Here is an 18,603-nt window from a genome sequence, read left to right as displayed (position 1 = left end):
TTCGAAACTCAAGCATTCACGTCCTCCTCGGTGTTTCAGAGCCTGGCGAGTCTTGGCTGGGTTCGTCCAGCACTAATCGTTGCGCTCTGGCCATCGCCGCCAGCGCTCCGCCGCCGATGCCGGCGAACCAGACGAGCCACCCAGCACCGAGCCGCGGATCGCTGGGTACCAGCACCAGCAAGGGTGCCGTGACGAACGCGGGGATCATGATCCACAGCGCCGCGCGATGCCCCAAGATCCAGGTTGCACGACTGCGCCCGACAGCAGGCATCTGGATTCCAACGATCCGGGACGACGCGCCCACGCCGCACGCTGCCGCAATCACGATCGCCAGTGCAATCACGCACCCCGCGAACAAACCCTCGGCGGTCGAAGGAAGCGTCTGCATGTCAGGCCCCCCGCCCGATCGCCAGCAAGATGCCCCCACCATGCCTGCTTTTCGTGGCCTGCGCCACTATCGTGTGCGCCAGAGACCTCGACATTCAGGGGAGCGAACCGATGCGGGCACGGCAATGGGCAGGGATCCCGGCAGCATTTCTAGTGATCGGAAGCATCAGTGCGTGCACGTCGGACGGCGAAGCCGAAGCAGCCGACAGCACGACACCGCCACCGACATCACAGCCAGAGGAATCCGCAACGCCTGCGGCGGACGAGCCGATGGACGACGCCGACCTCTGCTCTGCCTACGGTGACGTGCTGACGATCCTGGAGAACGCGGACCTGGCCCTCGATTCCGGGCGCATGGACATCCAGGAGCACGAAGGTTGGTACGCACTGGCCACGCGCGTCCTCGACCGTCTCCCCGCCACCGGTACGAGCGAGGTCTCCGAGGCCATCGCAGATCTCCAGAGCATCGCCCCCGCCGTCGCGCCTGGTGCCTCGGGTGACATCGGCGGTGTCGGGTCCTCTGACTGGGACGACGCCGAAGAGTCCCTGGGCTCGGCCTGTGAGGACCTCGATACGCCGCTGACCATCAGCGTTTTCAGCGGCGGATGATCCGGGAGGGCCATGAGTTCCTCCGCGAGATGGCGTCATGCCAGCTGCGCCGCCTTCACAGTTCTCGCTCTCCTCTGTACCAGCGCTCTCGCAGGCTGCTCGCATGCCTGCGCGCCCCAGGGGTGGCCCAGTTCGCTCCGGGTGCAACTCACCGGTGCCGTGGACGAGGTCGCCGACGTCGGGTTGTGCGTCGGCGACGTGTGTGTGCCGGGCGAAGGCGAGGATCCAGACCCCGCCCTCCTCGACCTCTCGGGCGTCACGGAACACCGCGCCGGCAACTGGGAGTTCACCATGCTCAGCACGCCGGCGGAGCTGACCATTCGCACGTACACCGCTGAAGGTGACGTCGTGACCGACACGGCCGTGGAGTTGGAGTGGCACCGCGTGGGAGGAACAGCGCGATGCGGGGGCCCACATGCGGCAGTGGTGACCGTGGAGGTTTGATGTGCTGTTTCGCGCTGGTGTCCCCGGGGCAACGAAGAGGCACTGAGATCGCACCGCACTCCACGCGCACAACCGAGTTCTGGCCCAGTCCTTCGTAGTGTCGTGTTCGAAGAGCGACCGCTATGCCGTCACGGGCCTCTTCCGGGCCACCTCCGCCAGTGTGGACGTCGCACGCGTCCAGGCGCCCGCATCTGGACACGCCCATTCGGCGAGGTCGATTGCTGCCCGAAGGTCGTTCAGTAGGTCCCGCCGGTGGATCGGCTCGTGGTGCGCCGCCCGATTGCGAACGAACGTGAGCTGTTGAAGACGATTCTTGACGGCTCGCTGGCGGGCCCGGAGATCGGCTGGGCCGCCAGGGAAGGACGCATGAGTGGCCGGCACCCACAGGGAGGTGAAGTATCTCTGCTCAACGAGAAACCTCCAGAATCCCAATGACAACTCGGCGATCACCTTCCCGTGTCGCTCCGGCTGCTTGCCTCGGCGCGTCGCCCGATCGCGAGCTTTCGCGAGGTCTTGTCGTCCCTGCGAATCCAGCGGCGCGAGGTCGAACCACTCTCTGTCTGCATCCTTACGCGCTGCCCAAGCAGTCAGCTCCCGATCGAGGGCGTTGCGCACCACGACCTCCGTCATCGAGGTGAGGCTCAGTACACTCGCCGAAGCCTCCATGTTCCACTCGTAGAGAGCGAAGGCTTCACTGAGTTCGTTCCGAGACGCTTTGAGATATGAGCCGAGCCGCTCATGGGTAAGGCAGTCACGCAGAGTCTCGTAGCTCCAATCTGTCCCACCTGGCGGTCTTGTTGGAGTTGACACTTCGAATGTCTCCTCTACAGTGGAACCCGAAGACCCCGGAACGATCCCTGGCCTGCAGGCCACATCGCCGGGGTTTCGTCTTGACCATGGTCGACTAGGCTGCGCTGCTGCTCGATGTGCCGGTAAGCGCGCCGCCGGACCTTCATGACTCCCACGCGCTACGGAGCCGCGAAGAGTCCTGCCACCAGGCCCGACTGACGTCACGGATCCACCGTGAAGGCAGTGGCGACCCAGTACACCATCCGTCGCGATGACTTCGACAAGAACCGTCACATCGTCACCGTGGCGGTTGTTCTCGCCGTCGACGCCACCCAGCCCGCTACCCATAGTTGTGCCGGCAAAGCAGAAGTCGGAGAACCGTTCCTCACCATCGATCCGAAGAATCACGTCACCTTCGCTAAGGCATCGGAACTTCACTTGCCGCGCCAGGTTGGCAGGGGCGACCTCGAATGCCGCCGCCCCACGGCCCCCATGCGGGTAGACGAGGACATCCTCCAGGTAGGACTCGCGAGAGATGAGCCTTTCCGCATCCTCGATCGCTACATCGAGACTGACCGGCACCGAGCTCGAGCATCCCGAGGCCAGCAGGAACACCCCGCACCAGACCGCCACACGCAGCGTCGAAACCGGTCGCCCACCTCGGATTGCCATCGGTCCAACGCACCGGGACGTCGCTGACCTCGACACTGGTGCCTGAGCGTGGAGGACACCCTCCGGCGCTGACGGCCTCGCCGTGTCCGAGCTCCGCCCCCGTGCTTCGATGAGGTCATGACCTCCGAGACGCGCGCAAAGCTGCAGGCCATCCCGGCGCTCACCGGCACGCCCCCGTCGCTCGACCTCGACGCCCTCCCGGCCTCGCCCGTCGAGCTGTTCCTGAGCTGGTTGGATGTGGCGCTCGAGGCCCAGGTGCCCGAGCCACGCAGCATGACCCTCTCCACGGCGGACGAGGCCGGAGTTCCCGATGCGCGGGTGCTCATCCTCAAGGACGTCGACGAGTCCGGCTGGGCCTTCGCCACCACCGCCTCGAGCCGCAAGGGCGCCCAGCTCGCCGCCTCCCCGGCGGCTGCGCTGTCCCTGTGGTGGCAGCCCATCTCGCGCGCCGTGCGGGTGCGTGGGCCCGTCATCGAAGCCAGCCGCGAGGAGAGCGAAGCGGACCTGCGCACCCGCAGCCCCCAGGCCCAAGCCTCGGTGGCTGAGGGTGATTGGACGCTCTGGCGGGTGCAGCCCACCCGCGTGGAGTTCTGGCAGGCCTCGCTTGATCGCCGCCACCACCGGATCGTGTACGTCCCCACCGAGGACGGCTGGACGGTGGAGGCCACCCGGGCGAACTAAGAGCAACGACAGCGAGAGGTACCGAGATGACCGAGCCCGTCGACATCGCCGAACTGCGCAGGCGTCTGGCCGTCGACCGGGAGAACACTCTGGAGCGCATCGCCTCGCTGGATCGGAACTTCGCCGCCGTCGTCGAGGGATCACGGCTGAGCTCAACCGACGACGAGCACGACCCGGAGGGCGCCACCATCGCCTTCGAACGTTCGCAGATCAGTGCCCTGTTGGCCTCGTCCCGTGACCATCTGGTCGAGGTGGACCGGGCGCTGCAGAAGATCGCCGACGGCGGTTACGGCTCCTGCGAGCGCTGCGGTCGTTCGATCGCCCCGGCTCGGCTCCTGGCACGCCCGGCGGCGCGGACCTGCATCACCTGTGCGGCGCCAAGGCGGGCATGATGGTGGGGTGAACGACGCAAGCGCCTGGCAGAAGATCACCGCAGCCAACCCCGATCACTCCACCTGGTACATCGAGCGCTTCCGCGCCATGGCGGCCTCCGGCGCCGACCTCGTGGGCGAAGCCCGCTTCATCGATGCGATGGTGCCGCGAGGCGCCCGGATCCTCGACGCCGGCTGCGGGCCCGGCCGCCACGGTGGCTACCTGGCCCAGGCCGGCCACGACGTCGTCGGCGTGGACGTGGACCCGGTGCTCATCGCAGCCGCCGAGGAGGACTTCCCCGGCCCCACGTGGCTCGTGGGCGACCTGGCCGAGCTCGACCTCCCCACCCGTGGCATCACCGAGGGCTTCGACGCCATCCTGTGCGCCGGCAACGTGATGGCCTTCCTCGCGCCCAGCACCCGCCGCGAGGTGTTGCGCCGCATGGCCGCTCACCTCAAGCCCGAGGGACGCGCCGCGATCGGCTTCGGCGCGGGTCGCGGCTACGAGTTCAGTGACTTCCTCGACGACGCGCGCGCCGGCGGTCTCGAACCAGACCTGCTGCTCTCCACCTGGGACCTGCGCCCACTCGAGAAGGGCTCCGGCTTCCTGGTCGCGGTGCTGCGCCGAGCCTGAGCGGCGCCCGGAGCAGCAGAACCGTGAGGCCACTCACCGGCTGTTGAGCCGCGCCGCCTGACGCAGCAGGTGCTCGCGTTCGGCGAGATTCGGCGCCTGCCGAGCCGCCTCGGCATACAAGCGAGCCGCCGTCGCGCCGTCGCCGGCTCGTTCGTGGAGATAAGCCTGCACCGCCGTGTAGCGCGGCACTGCGGGATCAACGTCCGCGAGCGCCGCCAGGCCGGCCTGCGGGCCATCCGCCTCCCCCACCGCCACCGCCCGGTTCAGCCTGGCCACCGCGCTTCCGGTGAGCGCGAGCAATTCGTCGTACCACTCGACAATCTGCACCCAGTCGGTCTCCGCCACGGTGGGCGCGTCCGCATGCAGCGCAGCGATCGCCGCCTGCGCCTGGAACTCGCCGAGCCGACCGCGCGCGAGAGCACGTTGGAGCAGGCCCACGCCCTCCGTGATCAGCGCCGTGTCCCACCGGCTCCGGTCCTGCTCGGCGAGCGGCACGAGCGCGCCGCCGGCGGTGAAGCGCGCGGCCCGGCGCGCCTGGTGAAGCAGCATGAGCGCAAGGAGACCATGCACCTCCGGGTGGTCGATGGCCGCCGCGAGCTGCCGGGCGAGCCGGACGGCCTCGACAGCGAGGTCCACCTCCCCGGAGTGCCCTTCGTTGAATACCAGGTACAGCACGCGTAGCACCGTGGCGACGTCGCCGGGCTGGTCGAGGCGCCGGCCCGAGACCGTCCGCTTGGCGCGGCTGATCCGCTGCGCCATGGTCGCCTCAGGCACCGAGTACGCGCGAGCGATCTGCGCTGTGGTCAGTCCGCCCACCGCCCGCAAGGTCAACGCCACCGCCGAGGACGGCGTCAATGCCGGGTGCGCGCAGAGGAAGTAGAGCCAGAGGGTGTCGTCACGTGCGACAACCGGGCCCGGCGGAGGCTCGAGGACCACCTGATCCTCACGCCGATGCCGCGCCGCGCTCGCACGAGAGGCATCGAGGAAGCGGCGCCAAGCAACGGTGATCAGCCACCCCTGAGGGTCGCGCGGCGGCTCCGCGGGCCAGCTGCGCAGAGCCTCGACGAGTGCGTCCTGCACCGCGTCCTCGGCTGCGGTGAACTCCGCACCGCGCGCGGTCACGGCAGCGAGGGTGGTGGGGATGAGGCTCCGCAACAGAGCCTCATCCCCACCAGCGAAGGTGCCGCTCACTCGACCGCCGGCGGTGCACCGAGGAAAGGCCGCACCTCGAGCCACTCGTGGATGGGCTCGCCGCCCGCTCCGGGTGCGGCGGAGAGCTCACCGGCCAGCTCCACTGCGCGCTGGTAGTCGTCGACGTCGATCACCATCCATCCCGCGATGAGGTCTTTGGTCTCCGGGAAGGGCCCGTCGGTGACCGGCGGTCGCCCAGCGCCGTCATAGCGGACCCATGCGCCGTCCGGGCTCAGGGCGTGACTGTCCACGTACTCGCCGGACTCCTCAAGCCGCGCGGCGAAGTCGTTCATGTACTGCACGTGCGCATCGACCTCCTCCGGCGTCCACTGGTCCATGGGCACGTCGTTCACTGCTGCCGGCGCGCCGCGGTAGTGCTTGAGCAAGAGGTACTTCGTCATCGTGTTCTCCTCGCCTGGGTGCGACCCATTGTGTCGCTCGTACCCCTGAGACGGAGCCGGTCGGGGACTCTCGACATCGCCGCTGTTTCTGCATCGGTCACTCCACTTACTCGCGAGCGCGCCAATGGCAGGCGCCTGTGGGTGGCGCGCTCGCGAGCAACTGGCGCGTTCGGCGGAGGAGCCTGGCGGTCCTCGGCGCGCCGGACTCAGGCGACCGACCGCTCAGCGGAGAAGTCTGCCGAGTGAGACGGCCCCGGCGAGCGCCCGCGGCCAACGCGAATCTTCCCTATGGTCAGCCCGTGCCGACCTCCGCCCTCGACTTCCTGCCCATCCCCGCGGGCTCCCTCGAACTCCGGGACGCCCGGCGCCAGACCACCCGACTGGTGGAACTCGCCGAGTACTCCATCGCCGCCACACCGGTGACCTGGGCGCAGTACACGGCAGTGACCGGCGCACCGCTTCCGCCAGGCGTTTCCCCCAGCAGCCCGGCCCATTCGATCTCCTGGTTCGACGCCGCGCACTGGTGCAATGCGGCTTCCGCTCAGCGCGGGCTGCCCCCGGCCTACGAGTTCGACGGCGACTCCGTAGGGTGGCGGGTCGAGTCCGCGGGCTACCGGCTCCCCACGGAGGCCGAGTGGGAGTGGGCCTGCCGCGCCACCACCACCGGGCCCACCTACGGTGACCTGCAGGACATCGCCTGGGCCGCGGCGGACGAGGTGGACGGGCCACAGCCGGTGGGCACCAAGAAGCCGAACCCTTTCGGGCTCTACGACATGCTCGGCAACATCTGGGAGTGGTGCTGGGATTACGCCGATACCGCCCGGTACGCCGACTACCGGGTACTCCGTGGCGGGGGGTGGGCCGACAAGCCGTGGAGCATCCGGGCCTCGGTACGGCGGGCCAGCACGCCCGGCACCAGGCTGGACGACGTCGGGTTCCGGCCAGCACGCGGCGTTGTCGGCGAGCCCGGAAGCCAATCAGCACAGGGGTGGTCAGCTCGCGCTGACCGAGAACGCGCTGACCGCCCCGGCCCGCGCCCCGCGGGATGGACGCCGCTGGAGTAGCCGAAGAGCATCGGCGCGGTGGCGCGATCAGTGCGCCAGCCTCGCGGTTAACCTGGCCCGGTGACCAGATTCCTCGAGGCCTCCGAGACCGCCGTCGATACCCGACCGCCCCTGTCCGACGTCGCCGAGTACGCCTACGCCGCGATCACCCGCGGGGGCGCCACCCTGATCCACCTCGCCGGGGCGTGCCCCCTGGCCGCCGACGGATCGACGACGCCGATCGGGGACGTCCGCGGGCAGGCGGCTGTGTGCGTGGCGAACCTGGAGCAGTCGCTCGCCGCCGCCGGCGCCTCGATCACCGATCTGGTGAAGACCACCGTGTACGTGGCCTCGGCAGATCAGGCCGATCTGGTAGCAGCCTGGGAGGTCATTCGCGATGGGCTCGCCCCGCATCGCCCGCCCAGCACTCTCCTGGGCGTGGCGGCGTTGGGCTACGACGACCAGCTCGTCGAGATCGAGGCCGTGGCCGCCATCGGCGCGAGCGGCCCGTGAGGTTCCTCCTTGTGGCTGCCGGAGCGCTGCTGCTCGGGCTGGGCGCTTGCGACTTTGCGCCCTCAGCCGATGAGGCGTTGGCACGTATCGAGGCGATGGACTTCTACGAGCTCGCCGCCGACGGGTCTGCGCTCGAGATCACCGCCGATGGGCCGGGCACGCTGTACGCGCTTGCCCCACGGCGAGCACAGGATGATGTCGAGCCGGAGCTGTGCGAGGTCGACGGCGAGCCGATGCAGCACACGGGCTCCGGTCTGAACGTTCCCGGGCAGGGCGGCGTGACCGTCTTCGCCTTCGCTGCCGCAGAGATCGAGTCGGCCACCAGTCTCCGCCTCAGCTGCGATCAACCGGGCGATCCCGGCATGCTGGCCGCCTTCGCGCCTGAGGGCACCTGACTAGTTCAGCTGCGCTGAGTGCTCTGCCGGCCGTCAGCTCAGCTGCGCTGAGCGCTTTGCCCATGGAGACGTTCGATGAACTCGTCGGCCATCTCCAGGGTGCGGGCCAGCTCCTCACGCCGCGATTCGGCGTCAGCGATGAACTCCTCGAGCCGTCGCTGCGCCTCGGTATCGGAGCCGCTCGCCAGGTGATCGGTGAGCTCCAGCAGCTCGCGCATCGCATCCAACGAGAACCCGAGCGGCTTCATCCGCCGGATCAGCATCAGGCGCTCGACGTCGTCGTCGGTATAGAGCCGGAAGCCACCTGCGCTGCGCCCTGAGGGGGTGAGCAGGCCGACCTCGTCGTAGTGGCGCAGGCTCCGCAGTGACATCCCGGCACGCTCGGCGACGGCACCGATGTGCATCGTGCTCTGTTCGGGGGCGGATCCGGCACGTTTCATCCGGCCATTGTGCCTGGTTTCATGCTCAACTCGCCGTTGACGTAAGGGTAGAGTCGCCGTCGGTGCTCGGCTGCGTCGATACCTGCCGCACGTCTTCCTGGGCCCACCCCTTGGCGAATGCGCCGCGTGACACGCCCAACGCGGTGACCTGAGACGATGAGGTCACCGCACGGCGCCACCGCCGCGGCGCGCCGTTCCCCCTCGAGCACGCCGCCGCCGCGTGGCATGCCGTGGAACACAAGTACTCACGAAGGACCAAGCCAGTGCGTCCGAATGGACCAGCAACAGACACCGAGGCAGCGACCCAGGCGCGGCGACGCCGCACCTTCGCGGTCATCTCCCACCCCGACGCCGGGAAGTCGACCCTGACCGAGGCGCTGGCCCTGCACGCGCAGGCGATCACCGAGGCGGGCCACATCAACGGCAAGGCGGGCCGGCGCCACACGGTCTCGGACTGGATGTCCATGGAGCAGGCCCGCGGCATCTCGATCAGCTCGGCCTCCCTCCAGCTCACCTACCGCGACACCGTGCTCAACCTGGTGGACACCCCCGGTCACGCGGACTTCTCCGAGGACACCTACCGGGTGCTCGCCGCGGTGGACGCAGCCATCATGCTGGTCGATGCTGCCAAGGGCCTCGAGGCCCAGACCATGAAGCTCTTCGCAGTGTGTAAGCACCGCGGGATCCCGATCATCACGGTGATCAACAAATGGGACCGGCCCGGGCGTGACCCGCTGGAACTCATGGACGAGATCACCGAGCGCACCGGCTTGACGCCGACGCCGCTGACTTGGCCGGTGGGGATCGCCGGGGACTTCCGCGGCGTCATCGATCGCAGCGAAGGCTCCTACGACGCCTTCACCGCCACCGCCGGCGGCGCGCAGATCGCCCCGGAGGAGCACATGGATGCCGAGCAAGCCGCGGCGCGTGAGGGCGAGGCCTGGATCACCGCCCAGGAGGAGTCCGAACTCCTCGAGGCCTCCGGCGCGCAGCACGAGCAGGAGACCTTCCTGGCCGGGGTCTCCACCCCGGTGCTCTTCGCCGCCGCGGTGAAGAACTTCGGCGTCCGGCGCCTGCTGGACACCCTGGTCGAGCTCGCCCCACCGGCCACCCCACGCCCGGACCACGCCGGGAACCCGCGGCCGGTGGAGGCACCGTTCAGCGCCATGGTCTTCAAGCTGCAGACCGGCATGAACACCGCGCACCGCGACCGCGTGGCTTTCGTGCGGGTGTGCTCCGGGGTTTTCGAGCGCGGCATGGTCGTCACCACCGCCCGGACCGGGCGGCCCTTCGCCACCAAGTACGCCCAGCAGGCCTTCGGTCAAGGGCGCGACGGCGTCGACACCGCCTACCCTGGCGACGTCGTCGGGCTGGTCAACGCCGCGGCCCTGTCCATCGGTGACACGATCTACACCGGCGAGCCGGTGGAGTTCCCGCCGCTGCCCACCTTCGCGCCCGAGCACTTCGCCGTGGCCCGCGCCGTCGACATCGGCCGGTACAAGCAGTTCCGCAAGGGCATCACGCAGCTGGAGGCCGAGGGCGTGGTGCAGGTACTGCGCTCGAACCTGCGCGGTGACCAGGCCCCGGTGCTGGCGGCCGTGGGGCCCATGCAGTTCGAGGTGGCCGAGCACCGGATGGCCGACGAGTTCAGTTCACCGGTGCGGTTGGAGACCCTCGGCTACACCCTCGCCCGCCGCACCGACGCCGAATCAGCCCAGGTGCTGGCCAATGAGCGCGGCGTCGAGGTGCTGCACCGCACCGACGGCGAGCTGCTGGCCTTGTTCGCAGACCAGTGGCGGATGCGCGCCGTGCAGCGCAACCACCCCGATCTCACGCTCGAGGCGCTGATCGCGGCCTGACGCCGGCAGGTGCAGCCGGGTGCGCTGGCGCTCCCCTGGCTCGACCCACCCTTCCCTCGCCGGTCGGCCACGGCCTCATGGGGTAGAGAAAGTGGCGCTGAGCGCCAGATTCTCTACCCGTTGGCGCGTGGCCTGCGGACGCTACGCGCTCGCGCGGGTGATGAAGTCGATCATCTCCGGGCTGGGCCCGCCGTGATCGCGGCGGATCTGCTCGGCGTTCTCCTGCTGCATGGTGAACAGCGACTCGCGCATCTGCTCATCGCCCTGATGGAAGGCATGCAGCAGCGCGCCCCACTCGCGGGCCAGTGCCCGGCCCTGCTCGCTGGTGGGGTCCACGCCATCGTCCACGGCGGCCTGCACGCGGGCGATGAGGTCGGGCCAGGCGGCCTCCACCTCGGCGATGTGCTCACCCTCGCTGTCCTTGCGCTCGGCCAGGGTGGCGAGCTGTTCCGGGCTGAAGTACTTCTCCACGATCTCGTCCACGACGATCACCTTTCTGATGAGGTTCACGAAGTCGGCCGGGGAGCCATCGGCCGCCGTCTTCAGGGCGGAGGCCAGGCCGGAGCGCAGCCGCCGCAGCGCGAGCATCTGCTCCTCGACCAGGCGCAGGTGCTGCGCGAGCACCTCACCCACGTCCTGCGATCCCTCCAACAGCGAACCGATGGTGGCCAGCGGAACGCCCAGGCGCCGCAGGGCGAGTACCTGATACACCCGCTCGACCTCGGCCCCCGAGTAGACCCGGTGACCGGAGGACGTGCGCCTGGACGGCACCACGAGGCCGAGCTCGTCCCAGTGGTGCAGGGTGCGCACCGTCAGGCCGGTGGCCCGGGCGAGCTCACCGACCTTCCATGCTCGTTCCTCGTCCACGCCTGACTCCTCTTCCGACTTCACCGGCGCCCGATGCGCCGGCCTGGACGACGCTAAGACCTCACGTCGCGTGAGGTTCAAGCCCTGCGAGCTCCTCACCCAGGGCGGCGCCCACGCGGCGCTGGAGTTGCTCCCACTGCTCGGCCGGTTTCAGGCTCACCGCGAGGGTGTGCAGCTCCACGGTCGGGCCCGCGGCGCGGTCGGGCCCGACCACCGCGTTCTCCGGCGCGGCGACACCCTCGGCGCCGCCCTCCGCCCCAGCGCCCATCTCCCCCTCGCCCGGGAGCACCCGCTGCACCATGGACCCGGGCATCAGGTTCATCATGAGCAGCGCGAGTTGCCGGGCGTGGCCCTCGGGCAGCCGCACCGGGGCGCGCACCACCGCCGGGTCGACGGCGACCGGCCGCCGCAGCGCCCGCGCCGCGACGTCGGCACCACCGGCCGCCGACTTCCCTGCGAACCACGCGAGGAGCACCACGGTGTGCCACGCCCTCCTCGGCCACGTCGCCACCCGCACCTGGCCCCGCGGTGGCAGCAGCGCCAGGCTGCACGCGGTGGCGAGGCCGACACCGACCACCCCGTACAGCGCGTAGTCCGCGTCCCAGCCGGCGAGGACGACCCAGAGCACGCCGAGCACCAGTGCCCGGGCCGCCGTTGCGGCGATCCAGCGCGTCATGTCAGCCACCGTCCCAGCACTCCGGCGGCGAGCGCCACTGCCAGGATCACCAGCAGCACCGCTCCGGAGGCCTCCCAGGGCACGAGCCGCCGGTCCGCGGCGCCCGCGGCCCGGCGGAACGTCTCGGCGGCGCGGGTGAGCCACCGCGCCGGCGCCGCCACGCTCGCCCCCGCCAACCGGTGTGCGGTGTCCAGGCCGCGGCCCGCTGTCCGGCTCACCCAGCGCAGTGCCCCTTCCTCGGCCACCACCAGGTCGCCGGGCTGGATCACCGTGCCATCGGCCTGGGCCACCGCATCGGGCAGCGTGCCACGGCGCACCAGCAGCACCGCGAGCGCGCCCAGGCCCGCTCCCAGCAGGATCGGCCAGATCGCGTCCCAGAGCACCCCCGCATCCCAGTCGGGTGTGCCCAGCGGCATCCACTGCACCCCGATCCACCAGGGCACGGCGATGCCGGCGGCCACCACCAGCAGCCAGGAGAGCAGTTCGCCGTCGACGCCGCGACGCGGCTCGCGCTCGGCGCGCCAGAGCACCCAGCCGAAGCGCAGCAGCAGCGCGGTGGAGCCGGTGGCCACGAAGGGCAGCACCGCATCGAGGCCCACGCCCAGCACCGAGACCGCCTCCACGGCCTCCTTGGAGACGTACTTGCTGAAGGCGCCCGAGGTCAGCGGCGCGCCCGCCACCGCGAGCGCCGCCCCGCTCACGCCGATCGCCACCAGCACCCCGGTGGCGCCGCGGCCGTAGTGCTTGGCCACCGGCACGCCGAGGAAGAGCGCTCCTTTGGCCAGGCCGTGGTGCACCGCGTAGATCACGGCCGCCGCGGTGGTGACCTCGGCGTAACGCGGCTCGATCAGCCCCACCGAGACCACGGCGGCGATGAAGCCCATCTGGGAGATCGTGGAGTAGGCGAGCACCACCTTGGGATCCTGCTGCAGCACGCCAAGCGCCACGGCGAGGAAGGCGCCGGCCAGCGCCGAGATCAGCAGCACCCAGCCGGCCACCGTCACCGCCGTCACCGCCGTCACCGGCTCGGTGTCTCCGCCGTCCAGGAAGCGGAGCCAGCCCACCAGGCCGGTCTTCACCATCGCACCGGAAAGCACCGCGGAGGCGGCCGGCGGTGCCGCGGGATGGGCCAGCGGCAACCACACGTGCAGGGGCATGGTGCCGGCCTTGACGGCGAAGCCGGCGAGTAGCAGCGCGATGATCAGCCCGCGGTGGGGTGATCCGGCCACGGCAGCGGGCACGTCCCCCAGGGCGAGCGTGGTCATCTGCGAGGCGAGCATGAGCAGGCCGGCGAGGATCGCGGTCTCGGCCAGCACCGACATGACCAGGTAGATCCGGGTGGCCCGGCGGGCGGCCGCGGTGCGGTAGTGCATCACCAGGCCGGCCGCTGAGAAGCTCATCAGCGTGAAGAACAGGTAGAAGCTGACCACGTCGGCGGCCAGGTAGGTGCCGATGTTGCCGGTGAAGCAGACGAGCAGGAAGGCCGAGAGGGTGCCGGAGCCGCGCTCGGCGTCGCGCAGCTTCAGCCAGGAGATGCTCATCAGGGCGGCGCCGTAGAGCAGCGCTGCAATGAGGACCAGGGGCCGGGCGAGCTCGTCGAGTGCGAAGGACGATCCCAGCAGCAGCCATTCGACCTCGAGTCCGGCGGCCCGCGACCCGGGCTCGGTGAAGCTCAGCGCGGCGGCCGGGAGCACGGCCAGCGGCGCGAAGATGGCGGCGCTGCGGCGCACGCGATGGCGCGCCTGGGCGGGGAACATCCCGGCCACGGCGATCACCGTGACCACGCTGAGGGGCAGCAGGAGGGCGAGGGCGGTGATCATCGGAACACCCCCTCGGCGATCAGCTGCGCCATACCCAGCGGCGCGAAGGACAGCGAGGCCCCGATGCCCAGGGCGAGGGTGAAGCCGGCCGTGACCAGCGCCGGCAGCAACAGGCTGCGCGGCTCCCGGAGCACGCCGGTGGCCGCGATCCCCTCCGGCACCTCGGTGGCATCCGACCACCAGAGCCGGTAGACCACGGGCAGGAAGTAGGCGGCGTTGAGCACGGACGAACCGATCAGGATCGCCAGCACCCAGGTGTGCTCGGTGCCCATGGCCCCCTGGGCGAGCTGCCACTTGGAGATGAAGCCCGCGGTGGGGGGCAATCCGATCATGCCGAAGGCGCCGATGGTGAAGGCCGCGGAGGTCCAGGGCATCCGCCGGCCGGCGCCGCGCAGATCCTGAACCGTGTGGGCCCTGAGCACTTCGGCGAAGAGCCCGGCACAGAAGAAGAGCGTGATCTTCATGATCCCCTGATGCACCAGGTGCACCACGCCGCCGGTGGTGGCGAGCACGTTGGCCGTGGCGATGCCGAGCGTGACGTAGGAGACCTGGGAGACGGTGGAGTAGGCGAGACGTTTCTTCAGGTCCGTCTGCCGCAGTGCCTGGTAGGAGCCGTAGATGATGGTGAAGGCCGCCGCGGCCAGCAGCGGTGGCAGGACTCCGAGCTCGCTGGCGACGTCGATGCCGTAGACGTCGTCCACGGTCCGCACGATCCCGAAGACGCCGGCCTTGACCACGGCCACCGCGTGCAGCAGCGCGGAGACCGGGGCGGGTGCCACCATGGCCGCGGGTAGCCAGCCGTGCAGCGGCACCAGCGCTGCCTTGACCCCCATGCCGCCCACGATGAGCACGAATATCGCGATCGCCAGCTCGGGGGTGTCGCCGGCCAGCTCGGCCACCCCCGCCGCACCGCCCTCGGCGAAGTCCACCGGCCCGGCGACCATGGTGAGGGTGACGACGCCGATGAGGACCGCCAGGCCGCCCGTCATCGCGTAGCGCATGTAGGAGCGGGCCGCCCGCAGCGACTGCGGGGTGCCCCAGTGCGCCACCAGCGGATAGGTGACCAGGGTGAGGAGTTCGTAGAACACCAGGAAGGTGACGAGGTTCCCGGCGAAGGCGATCCCGACCGTGGCCATGACGCAGAGGCTGAAGAAGCCGAAGAAGCGGCTGCGGTGGGGCCGGTCCTCGAGGTAGCCGATGGCGTAGATGGTGGTGAGCAGCCACAGCACCGCCGAGAGCCCGGCCACGAACAGCGCGAGCGGGTCGGCGCGGAGCACCAGGTCCACCCCGGGCAGGAACGGCACCGCGAACTCTGGCCGCAGACCTTCGGTGACCACCACCGGCACCAGGAGCCCGATGAGCACCACCTTGGCCACGGCGGCCACGATGTTCACCGTGGAGCGCAGCCGTACCCGGCCCTCGGCCATGGGGAAGATGACCAGAGCGGTGGCCAGGGAGAGCAGGATCAGGCCCGGGAGGAGCACCGGGCCGGCCAGGGCGAAAAGCTCGCTCACGGTGCGCCCACCTCCAGCAGTCGCGCCATCCACACTCCGAGGAAGCCGGTGGCGACGGTGAGGGCACCGAGCGTGAAGGGCGCGACGCGGGCCGCCAGCGGGAGGGACGGAAGCCGGCGGGCCGGCGGCTCGATCCGTTCCTCGTCCACGGATTCCACCAGGAGCGGCGCGATCATCCGCAGCAGGTAGGCGGCGCTGAGCAGGGTGCCGATCACCAGGACCGCGAGGATCCAGTGATGCCCGGCCGCCACCGCGGCGGTGGCGAGCTCCCACTTGCCGGTGAAGCCGAGCGAGATCGGCAGGCCGGCCAGGCCGACGGCCGCGAGTCCCGCGGTCATCACCAGCAGGGGGTGCTCCCGGGCCACGCTGCGCAGCCGGGAGATCTCGTCGGTGCCGTAGAGCTCCTTGAAGGTGCCGGCCACCAGGAACATCGCGCCCTTGGCCAGGCCGTGCCCGATGGCCAGCGCCACCGTGCCCCCCAGTGCCGCGGCGAAGACGTCCTGGTCGGCCAGCTGGCCCGCCGCCCAGCCGTCGTCGCCGAGATCCGCACCGGGGCCCAGCACCACGGGGAACAGCAGCGTCCAGTAGCCTGCCTGCGCCACCGTGGAGTAGGCCACCAGCGGCTTCAGGCGATCCTGGCGCAGGGCCATGACGGAACCGAGCACCACCGCCGCCGCACCCATCAGAGCCGGGATCCACGCCATGAGGCCCAGGGCATCGAGGGACGCAGACGTCGCGCCGTCGGGCACGCTGTCGGTGACGCCCGGGCCCACCACCCAGAGCCAGCAGCGCAGCAGCACGAACAGCGCGGCCTTGATCACCAGCGCGGAGAGCAGCGGGGAGATCGCACTGGCGGCCCCGGCGTGGGCGGGCACCAGCCACTGGTGCAGCGGCACCAGCGCGAACTTCACCGCCAGGCCGAGCGTGGCCAGGGCCAGCGCGGTCAGCGCCACGGGGTGGGTCTCGGGGCTCTGCGCGAGGCGCTCAGCCACCTGGGCGAAGTCCAGACTGCCGGTGACCGAGACCAGCAACCCGACGGCGATGAGGAACAGCAGCGATCCGAGCACCGCGACGAAGAGGTAGCGCAGCGCCGGCGCCCAGGCACGGCTGCCGCCCAGGGCCACCAGCGCGACCGCGCACAGGCCCACGAGCTCGAGGGCCACGTAGGTGTTGAACAGATCCCCGGCCACGAAGACGCCGTTCAGGCCGGCCCAGCAGCCCAGCCAGAGTGGCCAGAAGGCGGGGTGCCCAGGCTGCCAGCGCGGCGCGGGCGCCTCTCCGCTGGAGGCGGCCGGGGTGCGGAGCCGTTCTCCGGTGGTCTGCGGAAGGGCGGCGGCGTAGACCGTCACCGCGGCGCCCACCAGCGCGGCCAGGCACAGGAAGAGCACCGAGAGCCCATCGGCCCGGATCACGATGCCGAGCGGTGGCAGGAAACCGCCCAGGGGGAGTGCGACGGCCTCGCCTCCGGCCACGATCACGGTGAGGTAGCCGGCCAGCACCAGCACGCCGGCGGCGGTCATCAGGCCGAGTACCCGGCGCGCCCGAGGCGCGAGCAGCACCGAGATCGCCGCAGCGAGCAGCGGACCGAGGGGCAGGGCGCCGAGGGTGAACTGCGCGAGGGTCATGACGGTTCCTGCTCTCGCGGACGGCGCTCCGGCCGCGCGCGCTCCGCCGGGGCGCTGTCCGGCGGGGTGTGCGCTGGCGGTGCGCTCTCGACTTCGGCCGCCTCGGTGGCGCCGGCCTCGGCGTCCTCCTCACCCTCGATGCGGCGGATCAGCACCGCTCCGAGGCCGGTAAAGGCCACCGTGATGACCAGCCCGGTGATCACCAGCGCGGAGAGCACCGGGTCGGTCGGCTCCTCGCGGGCTCCGAGGGCCAGCAGGATGATCAGTGAACCGATACCGGTGACGTTCAGGGCGATGAGCCGGGCCACCAGATCCCGCCCGAGGAGCAAGCGCACCAGGCCCGCGAGCGCGATCACCACCCCGATGGCGAGGTACCAGCCGGCGGCGGCTGCGGCGCCCGTCACCGCGCACCCACCGGGTTCTCCAGGGCGAGATAGAGCAGCGACAGGGCCGCGGCGATCCCGCAGGTCAGCAACACTTCGATGCTGAAGACCGCGGCGAAGGCCCAGGCCGGATCCCAGGCGAGCCAGGCCTGGCCCATGGCCGGGCCGAGCAGGCCGGCGGCGAGGAAAGCAATCACCCCCGCCACCAGCAGCGCCGGCAGCGCCCGGATGACCCTGCGGTTGACCGGCACCTGCGCGACCCGCAATAGGATGAGCAGGCCCGCCAGCACGGCGCCGGATTGAAAGGCCCCGCCCGGCTGGGAGCTGCCGGCCACCAGCAGCCAGAAAGCGAGCAGAAGCAACACCGGAGCGGTGGCCCGCACCAGCCAGCGCAAAGTGCTCGGCATGGCCGGCGCGCTGACCCGCAGCGCATGGAATCCGTCGTCGCGGCCCAGGGCGAGCACGGCGACGGCGGCGAACATCAGCACCGCTGATTCCAGCAGGGTGTCGTAGGCGCGGAAGGACAGCAATACCCCGGTGATCTCGTGGGTGACGCCGGTGCCGTCCATCTGCTCGGCGAGCGGCTCTCCCCACTGCGGCGGGAGGAGTTCGGCGCGCGACCACACGCCCAGCACGATCAGAGCCGCCACCGCGCCTGCGAGGACGCCGAGCGCCGGCACCAGGAAACGCCGAGGCCCGCCGGCCTCGGAAGCGGCTGCGGTTGGTGCGGCGTCCGGCCCGGGCCGCGGCCGCCCGCGGGCGGCCAACCACACCAGAAGCGCGCTCAACAGCCCCGTGCCGAGCGCAGCCTCGGCCAGGGCCACATCCACGCTGCCGAGCCGCAGCCAAGTCAGGGTCATCAGCACACCCAGGCCGAGGAAGGCCATGGACTGGGCCAGGCGTGACCGCGGGATCAGCGCGAGCGCGGCCGTCACGCACAGGGCCAGGCCGAGGGCGACGTCGAGGGCTTCCGGCGCGTGGGCCGGATCGAGAGCGGGGATCACCGGGGCGCGTCCTGGGCGTCGAGGCCACCGAGCAGATGCGCCGAGGCCGCCGCGGCTCCGAGCGCCAGCAGCCAGGTCAGGAGCAGCAGCCCGGCCCAAGCCCAGCTGCCGAGGTGGAGTGCCACCCCGGCCAGCACCAGGCCGAGCCCGAGATTGTCCGCCTTAGTCAGGGCGTGCAGCTTGTTGCGCACCCCGGGGAAGCGGATCAACCCGGCTGTTCCGGCCGTGAAGAAGAAGGCGCCGGCGAGCACCAGCACGGCGGTGGCGAGGTCGAGAAGCACGGCG

Annotated in this window: 22 protein-coding genes; 10 read left to right on the top strand and 12 right to left on the bottom strand. The window is 70.7% G+C overall.

Annotated elements, in window-relative coordinates; translation table 11 throughout:
• Window positions 1-16: 16 nt before the first annotated feature.
• Entirely contained in the window at window positions 17-388 is a 372-nt protein-coding gene (locus EDD31_RS06735; protein ID WP_148058889.1) for a hypothetical protein, read from the bottom strand.
• A gap of 269 nt (window positions 389-657) precedes the next feature.
• On the opposite strand from EDD31_RS06735, the gene EDD31_RS06730 reads away from it, so the two are divergent.
• The 6 genes from EDD31_RS06730 (at window position 658) to EDD31_RS06705 (ending at window position 4,587) form a co-directional block, all read left to right on the top strand.
• Entirely contained in the window at window positions 658-996 is a 339-nt protein-coding gene (locus tag EDD31_RS06730; RefSeq protein ID WP_123303474.1) for a hypothetical protein, read from the top strand.
• A 141-nt stretch (window positions 997-1,137) separates the two neighbouring features.
• A complete protein-coding gene (locus EDD31_RS06725) occupies window positions 1,138-1,440 on the top strand; it encodes a hypothetical protein (protein WP_123303473.1) in 303 nt (100 codons plus the stop codon).
• Window positions 1,441-2,472: 1,032 nt separating this feature from the next.
• Window positions 2,473-2,928, top strand: coding sequence for a hypothetical protein (locus tag EDD31_RS14625; RefSeq protein ID WP_148058888.1), 456 nt, complete (start codon window positions 2,473-2,475; stop codon window positions 2,926-2,928).
• 90 nt (window positions 2,929-3,018) lie between these two features.
• Window positions 3,019-3,582 carry a pyridoxine/pyridoxamine 5'-phosphate oxidase gene (locus EDD31_RS06715; protein ID WP_123303472.1) on the top strand — a complete coding sequence of 188 codons (564 nt, stop codon included), beginning with the start codon at window positions 3,019-3,021 and terminating at the stop codon, window positions 3,580-3,582.
• 26 nt (window positions 3,583-3,608) lie between these two features.
• Window positions 3,609-3,974, top strand: a complete 366-nt coding sequence (locus tag EDD31_RS06710; protein WP_123303471.1) for a TraR/DksA family transcriptional regulator — start codon at window positions 3,609-3,611, stop codon at window positions 3,972-3,974.
• Window positions 3,975-3,981: 7 nt separating this feature from the next.
• Window positions 3,982-4,587, top strand: coding sequence for a class I SAM-dependent methyltransferase (locus EDD31_RS06705; protein WP_245990985.1), 606 nt, complete (start codon window positions 3,982-3,984; stop codon window positions 4,585-4,587).
• A gap of 33 nt (window positions 4,588-4,620) precedes the next feature.
• Here the strand turns inward: EDD31_RS06705 and EDD31_RS06700 are convergent, their stop codons facing one another.
• Entirely contained in the window at window positions 4,621-5,778 is a 1,158-nt protein-coding gene (locus EDD31_RS06700; RefSeq protein WP_123303470.1) for an RNA polymerase sigma factor, read from the bottom strand.
• Window positions 5,775-6,179, bottom strand: a complete 405-nt coding sequence (locus EDD31_RS06695; protein ID WP_123303469.1) for a YciI family protein — start codon at window positions 6,177-6,179, stop codon at window positions 5,775-5,777. The genes EDD31_RS06700 and EDD31_RS06695 overlap by 4 nt, the downstream gene beginning before the upstream one ends.
• A gap of 299 nt (window positions 6,180-6,478) precedes the next feature.
• On the opposite strand from EDD31_RS06695, the gene EDD31_RS06690 reads away from it, so the two are divergent.
• From EDD31_RS06690 to EDD31_RS06680, 3 genes are read left to right on the top strand one after another with little or no spacing between them, the layout of a single operon-like run.
• On the top strand, window positions 6,479-7,243 hold the full coding sequence (locus EDD31_RS06690; RefSeq protein WP_245990982.1) for a formylglycine-generating enzyme family protein: 765 nt from the start codon (window positions 6,479-6,481) through the stop codon (window positions 7,241-7,243).
• A 60-nt stretch (window positions 7,244-7,303) separates the two neighbouring features.
• Window positions 7,304-7,735 (top strand): RidA family protein, encoded by a 432-nt coding sequence (locus EDD31_RS06685; protein WP_245990979.1) that lies wholly within the window; start codon window positions 7,304-7,306, stop codon window positions 7,733-7,735.
• On the top strand, window positions 7,732-8,130 hold the full coding sequence (locus EDD31_RS06680) for a hypothetical protein (protein WP_148058887.1): 399 nt from the start codon (window positions 7,732-7,734) through the stop codon (window positions 8,128-8,130). The genes EDD31_RS06685 and EDD31_RS06680 overlap by 4 nt, the downstream gene beginning before the upstream one ends.
• A gap of 38 nt (window positions 8,131-8,168) precedes the next feature.
• Here the strand turns inward: EDD31_RS06680 and EDD31_RS06675 are convergent, their stop codons facing one another.
• The gene (locus EDD31_RS06675; protein WP_123303467.1) at window positions 8,169-8,570 is read right to left on the bottom strand and encodes a MerR family transcriptional regulator; all 402 of its coding nucleotides are present in this window, start codon (window positions 8,568-8,570) and stop codon (window positions 8,169-8,171) included.
• A 263-nt stretch (window positions 8,571-8,833) separates the two neighbouring features.
• Here EDD31_RS06675 and EDD31_RS06670 point away from each other — a divergent pair, with 263 nt between their 5' ends.
• Complete coding sequence (locus EDD31_RS06670; protein WP_123303466.1) at window positions 8,834-10,429, top strand: peptide chain release factor 3; 1,596 nt, start codon at window positions 8,834-8,836, stop codon at window positions 10,427-10,429.
• Between the two features lie 141 nt (window positions 10,430-10,570).
• Here the strand turns inward: EDD31_RS06670 and EDD31_RS06665 are convergent, their stop codons facing one another.
• From EDD31_RS06665 to EDD31_RS06630, 8 genes are all read right to left on the bottom strand, one after another.
• The gene (locus EDD31_RS06665) at window positions 10,571-11,296 is read right to left on the bottom strand and encodes a MerR family transcriptional regulator (protein ID WP_123303465.1); all 726 of its coding nucleotides are present in this window, start codon (window positions 11,294-11,296) and stop codon (window positions 10,571-10,573) included.
• 61 nt (window positions 11,297-11,357) lie between these two features.
• Entirely contained in the window at window positions 11,358-11,972 is a 615-nt protein-coding gene (locus tag EDD31_RS06660) for a Na+/H+ antiporter subunit E (RefSeq protein WP_148058886.1), read from the bottom strand.
• The gene (locus EDD31_RS06655; RefSeq protein ID WP_211336076.1) at window positions 11,969-13,792 is read right to left on the bottom strand and encodes a complex I subunit 5 family protein; all 1,824 of its coding nucleotides are present in this window, start codon (window positions 13,790-13,792) and stop codon (window positions 11,969-11,971) included. Before EDD31_RS06655 ends, EDD31_RS06660 begins: the two co-directional genes overlap by 4 nt.
• Entirely contained in the window at window positions 13,789-15,306 is a 1,518-nt protein-coding gene (locus tag EDD31_RS06650; protein WP_245990977.1) for a complex I subunit 5 family protein, read from the bottom strand. The genes EDD31_RS06655 and EDD31_RS06650 overlap by 4 nt, the downstream gene beginning before the upstream one ends.
• Window positions 15,303-16,931: a complex I subunit 5 family protein gene (locus EDD31_RS06645; RefSeq protein WP_123303463.1), complete on the bottom strand. Its 1,629-nt coding sequence runs from the start codon at window positions 16,929-16,931 to the stop codon at window positions 15,303-15,305. Before EDD31_RS06645 ends, EDD31_RS06650 begins: the two co-directional genes overlap by 4 nt.
• On the bottom strand, window positions 16,928-17,335 hold the full coding sequence (locus tag EDD31_RS06640) for an NADH-quinone oxidoreductase subunit K (RefSeq protein ID WP_123303462.1): 408 nt from the start codon (window positions 17,333-17,335) through the stop codon (window positions 16,928-16,930). The genes EDD31_RS06645 and EDD31_RS06640 overlap by 4 nt, the downstream gene beginning before the upstream one ends.
• Window positions 17,332-18,318 (bottom strand): MnhB domain-containing protein, encoded by a 987-nt coding sequence (locus tag EDD31_RS06635; RefSeq protein WP_148058885.1) that lies wholly within the window; start codon window positions 18,316-18,318, stop codon window positions 17,332-17,334. Before EDD31_RS06635 ends, EDD31_RS06640 begins: the two co-directional genes overlap by 4 nt.
• Window positions 18,315-18,599 carry a monovalent cation/H(+) antiporter subunit G gene (locus tag EDD31_RS06630; RefSeq protein ID WP_123305233.1) on the bottom strand — a complete coding sequence of 95 codons (285 nt, stop codon included), beginning with the start codon at window positions 18,597-18,599 and terminating at the stop codon, window positions 18,315-18,317. Before EDD31_RS06630 ends, EDD31_RS06635 begins: the two co-directional genes overlap by 4 nt.
• Between the last annotated feature and the right edge of the window lie 4 nt (window positions 18,600-18,603).

Source organism: Bogoriella caseilytica, from assembly GCF_003752405.1.
Taxonomy (GTDB): domain Bacteria; phylum Actinomycetota; class Actinomycetes; order Actinomycetales; family Actinomycetaceae; genus Allobogoriella; species Allobogoriella caseilytica.
Note: the sequence above shows the minus strand (reverse complement) of the source record. Positions and strands in the feature narration are given on the sequence as shown.

What these genes read in the sequence shown, in the direction of transcription:
- EDD31_RS06715 (WP_123303472.1), top strand. Translation starts at nt 3,019, where the DNA reads ATGACCTCCGAGACGCGCGCAAAGCTGCAGGCCATCCCGGCGCTCACC.
- EDD31_RS06710 (WP_123303471.1), top strand. Translation starts at nt 3,609, where the DNA reads ATGACCGAGCCCGTCGACATCGCCGAACTGCGCAGGCGTCTGGCCGTC.
- EDD31_RS06695 (WP_123303469.1), bottom strand. Translation starts at nt 6,179, where the DNA reads ATGACGAAGTACCTCTTGCTCAAGCACTACCGCGGCGCGCCGGCAGCA.
- EDD31_RS06655 (WP_211336076.1), bottom strand. Translation starts at nt 13,792, where the DNA reads ATGATCACCGCCCTCGCCCTCCTGCTGCCCCTCAGCGTGGTCACGGTG.
- EDD31_RS06735 (WP_148058889.1), bottom strand. Translation starts at nt 388, where the DNA reads ATGCAGACGCTTCCTTCGACCGCCGAGGGTTTGTTCGCGGGGTGCGTG.
- EDD31_RS06675 (WP_123303467.1), bottom strand. Translation starts at nt 8,570, where the DNA reads ATGAAACGTGCCGGATCCGCCCCCGAACAGAGCACGATGCACATCGGT.
- EDD31_RS06645 (WP_123303463.1), bottom strand. Translation starts at nt 16,931, where the DNA reads ATGACCCTCGCGCAGTTCACCCTCGGCGCCCTGCCCCTCGGTCCGCTG.
- EDD31_RS06730 (WP_123303474.1), top strand. Translation starts at nt 658, where the DNA reads ATGGACGACGCCGACCTCTGCTCTGCCTACGGTGACGTGCTGACGATC.
- EDD31_RS06660 (WP_148058886.1), bottom strand. Translation starts at nt 11,972, where the DNA reads ATGACGCGCTGGATCGCCGCAACGGCGGCCCGGGCACTGGTGCTCGGC.